The 6,942-nt window shown below is 73.7% G+C and carries 9 protein-coding genes; 6 read left to right on the top strand and 3 right to left on the bottom strand.

The window, feature by feature from the left end:
* Together H5J29_RS16060 and H5J29_RS16055 are read right to left on the bottom strand one after the other, a co-directional pair.
* The coding region (locus H5J29_RS16060) for a helix-turn-helix domain-containing protein (RefSeq protein WP_446686481.1) at positions 1–327 on the bottom strand (327 nt) is incomplete at its 3' end.
* A 4-nt stretch (positions 328–331) separates the two neighbouring features.
* Complete coding sequence (locus tag H5J29_RS16055) at positions 332–763, bottom strand: ester cyclase (RefSeq protein ID WP_181781769.1); 432 nt, start codon at positions 761–763, stop codon at positions 332–334.
* Between the two features lie 194 nt (positions 764–957).
* On the opposite strand from H5J29_RS16055, the gene H5J29_RS16050 reads away from it, so the two are divergent.
* Together H5J29_RS16050 and H5J29_RS16045 are read left to right on the top strand one after the other, a co-directional pair.
* Positions 958–1,641, top strand: coding sequence for an alpha/beta fold hydrolase (locus H5J29_RS16050; protein WP_312858260.1), 684 nt, complete (start codon positions 958–960; stop codon positions 1,639–1,641).
* The gene (locus tag H5J29_RS16045) at positions 1,638–2,426 is read left to right on the top strand and encodes an acyl-CoA thioesterase (RefSeq protein ID WP_181781767.1); all 789 of its coding nucleotides are present in this window, start codon (positions 1,638–1,640) and stop codon (positions 2,424–2,426) included. Before H5J29_RS16050 ends, H5J29_RS16045 begins: the two co-directional genes overlap by 4 nt.
* 98 nt (positions 2,427–2,524) lie before the next feature.
* Here the strand turns inward: H5J29_RS16045 and bldD are convergent, their stop codons facing one another.
* Positions 2,525–3,016, bottom strand: coding sequence for a transcriptional regulator BldD (bldD, locus tag H5J29_RS16040; RefSeq protein WP_093077966.1), 492 nt, complete (start codon positions 3,014–3,016; stop codon positions 2,525–2,527).
* Positions 3,017–3,617: 601 nt separating this feature from the next.
* Here bldD and pyrR point away from each other — a divergent pair.
* The 4 genes from pyrR to H5J29_RS16020 all read left to right on the top strand — a co-directional run.
* A complete protein-coding gene (pyrR, locus tag H5J29_RS16035) occupies positions 3,618–4,226 on the top strand; it encodes a bifunctional pyr operon transcriptional regulator/uracil phosphoribosyltransferase PyrR (RefSeq protein WP_181781766.1) in 609 nt (202 codons plus the stop codon).
* A complete protein-coding gene (locus H5J29_RS16030) occupies positions 4,223–5,167 on the top strand; it encodes an aspartate carbamoyltransferase catalytic subunit (RefSeq protein WP_181781765.1) in 945 nt (314 codons plus the stop codon). The genes pyrR and H5J29_RS16030 overlap by 4 nt, the downstream gene beginning before the upstream one ends.
* The gene (locus tag H5J29_RS16025; RefSeq protein WP_181781764.1) at positions 5,164–6,453 is read left to right on the top strand and encodes a dihydroorotase; all 1,290 of its coding nucleotides are present in this window, start codon (positions 5,164–5,166) and stop codon (positions 6,451–6,453) included. Before H5J29_RS16030 ends, H5J29_RS16025 begins: the two co-directional genes overlap by 4 nt.
* A partial coding sequence (locus tag H5J29_RS16020) for a carbamoyl-phosphate synthase domain-containing protein (protein ID WP_281376002.1) occupies positions 6,450–6,942 on the top strand: 493 nt, incomplete at its 3' end. The genes H5J29_RS16025 and H5J29_RS16020, both read left to right, overlap by 4 nt.

Below are 6,942 nucleotides of genomic sequence, written 5' to 3'. Positions count from 1 at the left end.
GACGTCGACCGCCGGGAACCGGGCCCCGACGGCGTACGGCGGGCCCAGCAGGTCGGCGGCGAACACCCCCAGCGCCATGACCACGACCTCGGCGGGCGGGTCCCCGAGCGGGGCCGTGCGCTCGCGGACGTACGCGGCGAAGTAGTCGTCCAGCCCCAGCTCCGCGTAGTCCGCGGCCGCCTCCGGCGACCAGATCGACAGGCAGGCCAGGGGCTCGATCGCGTCCCGCAGTGCCCGCGGGGCGGACGGCCGACGGGCGGCGGGGGGTTCTGGGCGGGGTCCGTCCGGGTCGGCGAAGAAGAACGCCCGCATGCTCGCGTAGTCCATGACCTCAGCTCGCGGGCTCGGGTGCGGGCAGGTGCCCCAGGGCGCCGAGCAAGGCCATGTTGTCCCAGGTCACCCACAGTTCGGCGATCCGCCCGTCGCGGATCCGGGCGGTCCCGCCGAAGGAGAACCGGACCTGTCGACCGCTCGCGGGGAACGGGCCCAGCGGGCCGTCCTGCGTGCCGGTGTAGGAGGCCCAGAAACCGGCCCGGTCGCCCTCGACGACGACCTGGTCGAAGCTCTGCACGTTGTCCGGGAAGCTCTCGGCGTTGGCCCGCAGGAAGTCCGCGAAGTCAGCCGGGCTGTGCACGACGACGTCCGGCGTCGCCTCGCAGTGCCGGACGAAGTCCGGCGTCAGCAGCTCGTCCAGCTCGTCGAGGCGACGGGCGTTCATCGCGTCGGCCAGCCTGCGGAACAGGTCGTGGACGTGCTCGGTCATATGGGCCTCCCGGTCGCGGCGGACCGGCCGACCGCCGGTCCGTACCCCTCGACGGACCGGCACGCCGGACGCGGCTCGGCTCGCGTCCCCCGTGTCCGAAACGTCCGACGGTGCTCGGGCGAGAGTAGGGAGGTGGCACGGCCGGGGCGTCCGGGTGCGCCCCCGAGGAACCCCCCGAGGAAGTGGGGCACGCCGTGACGACACTGTGGGACCGCGAGCCCGAGCTGCGCGAGCTCGACGAGACGCTGGACGAGGGCGGGATCCTGCTGGTCGAGGGGGACGCGAGTGCCGGGCTGGCCGCCCGGCCGGTGCTCCTCGGGCACAGCATGGGCGGGATGGTGGCCCTGGTCGCCGCCCAGGAGCACGGGGACCTGCTCGGCGGCGTCGTGGCGATCGACACCCCGGTCCGGGCCCTGACGCCGGAGGACCAGGCCGCGCGCAGACGGACCGCCTTCGGCCCGCTGCGCGTTTACCCCGACCGGGACCGGGCGATCCGGTTCTTCCGCACGGTCCCCGCCCAGGAGGGCGAGCCGTACGTCCTGCGGCACATCGCCGAGCACTCGCTGCGCGCGGTCGAGGGCGGCTGGTCCTGGAAGTTCGACCCGCGGGTCTTCCTGCGGGACGGGCTGGCCCCGGACGACCTCGACATCCCGGGCTGCCGGGTGGCCCTGTTCCGCGCGGAGCACGGGCTGATGCCCGCCGCGATGGGTGAGGCGGTGCGCGACCGGCTGGGCCGCGGCGTGCCCGTGATCGAGATCCCCGCCGCCGCCCACCACGTGATGATCGACTCGCCGTTGGCGCTGGTCACCGGTCTCCGGACGTTGCTCGGGGACTGGCGGCACTCCCGCGCCACGGCCGCCTCGGAGGTACCCGGATGACGACCGTCGACCCCGCCCCGACCCTGCCCGACCTGCTGGACCTCGAGCAGATCGACCGCGACCTGTTCCGCAACCGCGTGGTGTTCGAGGAGCCGTGGGCCCTGTTCGGCGGCCAGGTCGCCGCGCAGGCCCTGCTCGCCGCGGGCCGGACGGTGGAACCGGACCGGGCACCGCACTCGTTGCACGGCTACTACCTGCGCGGCGGCGACGCGGCCCGCCCCACGATCTTCCAGGTCTTCCGGGACCGCGACGGCGGCTCGTTCTCGGCGCGCCGGGTGGTGGCGCTGCAGGACGGCGAGGTGATCTTCAACATGGCGGCCTCGTTCGCCGCCGACTCGGCGGGCGCGGACGTCAGCGAGGACCCCGCGCCGGAGGCGCCGGACCCGGACGCGCTGTCCGGGGGGCCCGTGCACCGCGCCTTCTCCTTCGAGGGCCGCACGGTCGCCCGGCAGAAGGGCCCCGGGTTCCCGGTCCGGTACTGGACCCGTTGCGTCGCACCGCTGCCCGCGGACCGGCTGGTCCACGCCGCCGCGCTGACCTACATCTCGGACATGTACGGCGCGTTCCCCGAGGTGGACGAGGCCGAGAGCAGCCCGGGGCCGAGCCTGGACCACGCGGTGTGGTTCCACCGCCCGATCCGGGCCGACGAGTGGATGCTCGTCGACCTCGTCCCGCGGACCGCCGCGGGCGGCCGGAACTGGTACATCGGCACGCTGCACGACCGCGCGGGCACGCTGGTGGCGAGCATCGCGCAGGAGAACCTGTTCCGCAGGCCCCGAGGCTGAGAACGCCGACGGCGGCGACCACCACCTGGTCGCCGCCGTCGGTCGGCTCCGGTGCCGTGCGCCCTTCCCCGGTGCACGGTGCCGGTGTGCAGCCGGGTCTAGTCGACCCGGTGGGAGGGCCGGGCCTCCGGGGGCAGCACGCCCCAGTCGATGAGCTGGTCGGTCAGCTCTCCCGGCGTCATGTCGTAGATGATCGCCAACGAGCGCAGGTCCTCCGCCCGGATGGACAGCACCTTGCCGTTGTAGTCGCCGCGCTGGGACTGGATCGCGGCGGCGTAGCGGGCCAGCGGGCCCACCTTGTCCGCGGGCAGCTGCTGGAGCCGCTCGAGGTTGATGACGATCTTCGTGGCCGGCTCGGAACCGGACGGAACCCGGCCCTCGGGGAGCAGCTCGGCCACCGGGACCCCGTAGAAGTCGGCCAGCTCGGCGAGCTTCTGCACGGTGACCGCGCGGTCACCTCGCTCGTACGACCCGACGACGACCGCCTTCCAGCGGCCCCCCGACTTCTGTTCGACGCCGTGCAGCGACAGCCCCTGTTGCTGCCGGATGGCCCGGAGCTTGCCCCCGAGCGCCTTGGCGTAGTCGCCCATCTGGCGATCTCCTCATTCCTGGTCCTGTCCGGCCGCGGGACCGGTGACCTCGTACCGCAGAGTGTGGTGAGCGGGTGGTGGTGCGCGGACGCGTGCCTCGCTCGTGGGACGAGGCCGCTGCCCCCGCTTGCCGCGGCCACCCTCGCCACTGTCGATCAATACGCAGAGTAATCATGCGCCGGTGTCGCGGTGCAGGTCAAGCCAGGTCGCCCCGGACGGGTGCCTGGTGGGGCTTATCCACTCGAACGAAGGACGGTTCGTCCCCCGACGGCGGTACCAGGACCACGCTCGGCCGCGTGCCCGGTGTACCCCCCGCAGCCGCTGGTACGCGTGGTGGCCGTGTGGGTGTGGCGCTGGGTGACCGTACGCGCCGTGACCGTCGGCGCGCCCCCCGACGCGCCGGGCGGGCGCCCGCGACCGTGCCCGATCCTCGCCCCGATCGTGACCCTGCCGTGACCGCGCAGGAGGTCTGTACCGATCACGGGGGAGAGGGTCCCCACATCCGGCCCACGCCGCCCACGGGTCGGGCCCCCGTGCTTGCTAGGGTCGCCGGGACACGTCCTTTAACCCCGTCCCGTGAGGCGGGAAAGGAGAGCTCCTCGTGGCGGACCCACGCCGCGGGGACGTCGGAGACCAGGCGCGCGAGCTCCTGACCTCGGCCGACGTCACCCGCACCATCGCGCGCATCGCGCACCAGATCATCGAGAAGACCGCGTTCGGCCCCGGGAACACCGCGGACCTCGTGCTGCTGGGCATCCCTACCCGCGGCGCCGTCCTGGCCCGCAGGCTCGCGGCCGCGATCACCGAGTTCACCGGTGCCGCGCCCGCCGTCGGCTCCGTGGACGCCACGCTCTACCGGGACGACCTGCGCCGCGGCCCCGCCCGCGCGCTGGAGGACACCGCGGTCCCGGAGGGCGGGATCGACGGCAAGCTCGTCGTCCTGGTGGACGACGTGCTGATGTCCGGGCGCACCACCCGCGCGGCGCTCGACGCCCTGCGGGACGAGGGCCGCCCGCGCGCCGTCCAGCTGGCGGTGCTGGTGGACCGCGGCCATCGCGAGCTGCCGATCCGGGCCGACTACGTGGGCAAGAACGTCCCCACCTCGCGCAGCGAGAAGATCCTCGTCCGGCTCACCGAGACCGACGACGGGGACGGCGTGCTGATCGAGAAGGAGCCCGTGGAGCCGACCACCGAGGGGGACGACGCGTGAAGCACCTGCTCTCCGTCGCGGACCTGGACGCCGCCACGGCGACCGGTCTGCTGGACACCTCGAGCAGGCTGAAGGAGACGCTGCTCGGCCGTGAGGTGCGCAAGCTCCCCACCCTGCGCGGCCGCACGGTGGTCACGCTGTTCTACGAGGACTCCACCCGCACCCGGGTCTCCTTCGAGATCGCGGGCAAGTGGATGAGCGCCGACACCATCAACATCAGCGCCAAGGGCTCCTCGGTGTCGAAGGGCGAGTCGCTGCGGGACACCGCGCTCACGGTCTCGGCGATGGGCGCGGACTGCGTGATCGTGCGGCACCCCGCCTCGGGGGCGGCACACCGGATCGCCGGGTGGGCCGACAAGGACGCCGCGACCACCGGCACCCACACCTCGATCGTCAACGCGGGCGACGGCACCCACGAGCACCCCACGCAGGCCCTGCTCGACGCCGCCACCCTCCGGGACGAGCTCGGCGCGATCGCAGGCCGTCGGATCGGGATCGTGGGGGACGTGCTGCACTCCCGGGTCGCCCGGTCGAACGTGCTGCTGCTCTCCACCCTCGGCGCCGAGGTCGTGCTGATCGCCCCGCCGACCCTGCTGCCCACCGGTGTGGCCGAGTGGCCCTGCCGCGTCTCGCACCACCTCGACGCGGAGCTGCCCGCCCTCGACGCGGTGATGATGCTGCGGGTCCAGGCCGAGCGGATGCACGGCGGGTTCTTCCCCAGCGCCCGCGAGTACGCGATCGCCTACGGGCTCAACGAGAACCGGCTCCGGCTGCTCCCCGAGGGCGCGCCGGTGCTGCACCCCGGACCGATGGTGCGCGGGATGGAGATCGCCCCCGCCGTCGCCGACGCCCCGAACGCCAAGGTCCTCGCCCAGGTGCGCAACGGCGTGCACGTGCGGATGGCCGTCCTCTACCACCTGCTCGCCGGAGCGCCCGAATGACTCTGCTGATCAAGAACGCCAAGCCCTACGGCGAACAGGCCGTCGACCTGCTGGTCCGCGACGGCGTCGTCGTCGAGATCGGGGCCGACCTGACCGCCCCCGAGGACGCCGAGACCCTCGACGCGGGCGGGCACGTCCTGCTCCCCGGGCTCGTCGACCTGCACGTCCACCTGCGCGAGCCGGGCGGTGAGGAGTCCGAGACCATCGAGACCGGCTCGCACGCCGCGGCACTGGGCGGGTTCACCGCCGTCTTCGCCATGCCGAACACGGACCCGGTGGCGGACACCGCGGTCGTCGTCGAGCACGTCCGGCGGCGCGGCGAGGAGGTCGGCCTGGTCGACGTCCACCCCGTCGGTGCGGTCACCACCGGGCTGAAGGGCGAGAAGCTCGCCGAGCTGGGGACCATGGCCCAGTCGGCCGCGCAGGTCCGGTTGTTCTCCGACGACGGGCGCTGCGTGAACGACCCGCTGATCATGCGGCGGGCGCTGGAGTACGCGAGCGCGCTCGACGTCGTGATCGCCCAGCACGCCGAGGACCACCGGCTGACCGGCGGCGCCCAGGCCCACGAGGGCGCGGTCGCGTCGCGGCTGGGCCTGCAGGGCTGGCCCGCGACGGCGGAGGAGACCGTGGTCGCGCGAGACTGTGCGCTCGCCCGGGAGGCGGGGGCGGCGCTCCACGTCTGCCACGTGTCCTCGCGGCACACCATCGCGGTGCTGCGCGCGGCGAAGGCCCAGGGCGTGCGGGTGTCCGCCGAGGTCACCCCGCACCACCTGCTGCTCACCGACGGCAGGCTGACGGGCTACGACCCCGTCAACAAGGTCAACCCGCCGCTGCGCACCGGCACGGACACCCAGGCCATGCGGGAGGCGCTGGCCGAGGGCGTGATCGACGTCGTCGCCACCGACCACGCCCCGCACGCCTCGCAGTACAAGGACACGGAGTGGGCCGCGGCCAAGCCGGGCATGCTCGGTCTGCAGACCGCGCTGTCCGTCGTGGTCCACACGATGGTCGAGCCGGGGCTGCTGGACTGGCACGGCGTCGCGCGGGTGATGAGCGAGCGGCCCGCGGAGATCGGGAACCTGCCGGACCAGGGCAGGCCGATCGCCGTCGGGGAGCCCGCGACCTTCTGCCTGGTCGACCCCGACGCCCAGTGGACGGTGCGGGGCGCGGCGCTGGCGAGCAGGGCGGCGAACACGCCGTACGAGGGAATGCGGCTGCCCGGTGCGGTGGTCGCGACGGTTCTGCGTGGCCGGATCACGGCGCGAGACGGGAAGGTTGTGGCATGAGTAGCGCTGTACTCGTCCTCGAGGACGGCCGGATCTTCCGCGGGGAGTCCTTCGGTGCCGAGGGGGAGACCTTCGGCGAGGCCGTGTTCACCACCGGCATGACGGGCTACCAGGAAACCCTGACGGACCCGTCGTACCACCGCCAGATCGTGGTGCAGACGGCGCCGCAGATCGGCAACACCGGCTGGAACGCCGAGGACGACGAGTCCACCGGCATCCAGGTCGCCGGGTACGCGGTGCGCGACCCCAGCCGCAGGCCGTCGAACTGGCGGTCCACCGGCTCGCTGGAGGACGCGCTGCGGACGCAGGGGATCGTCGGCATCGCCGGCATCGACACCCGCGCGGTCGTCCGGCACCTGCGCGAGCGGGGGGCCATGCGGGCCGGGGTGTTCTCCGGCTCGGCCCTGGCCGCCGACGAGGCGCTGGTCGAGAAGGTGAGCCGGAGCCCCGAGATGGCGGGCGCCGACCTCTACGGTGCCGTCACCACCG

The organism is Pseudonocardia pini, from assembly GCF_013870575.1.
Classification (GTDB): Bacteria; Actinomycetota; Actinomycetes; order Mycobacteriales; family Pseudonocardiaceae; genus Pseudonocardia; species Pseudonocardia pini.
This window is presented reverse-complemented; position numbering and strand designations above follow the sequence as displayed.

What these genes read in the sequence shown, in the direction of transcription:
- H5J29_RS16055 (WP_181781769.1), bottom strand. Translation starts at nt 763, where the DNA reads ATGACCGAGCACGTCCACGACCTGTTCCGCAGGCTGGCCGACGCGATG.
- H5J29_RS16045 (WP_181781767.1), top strand. Translation starts at nt 1,638, where the DNA reads ATGACGACCGTCGACCCCGCCCCGACCCTGCCCGACCTGCTGGACCTC.
- bldD (WP_093077966.1), bottom strand. Translation starts at nt 3,016, where the DNA reads ATGGGCGACTACGCCAAGGCGCTCGGGGGCAAGCTCCGGGCCATCCGG.
- H5J29_RS16025 (WP_181781764.1), top strand. Translation starts at nt 5,164, where the DNA reads ATGACTCTGCTGATCAAGAACGCCAAGCCCTACGGCGAACAGGCCGTC.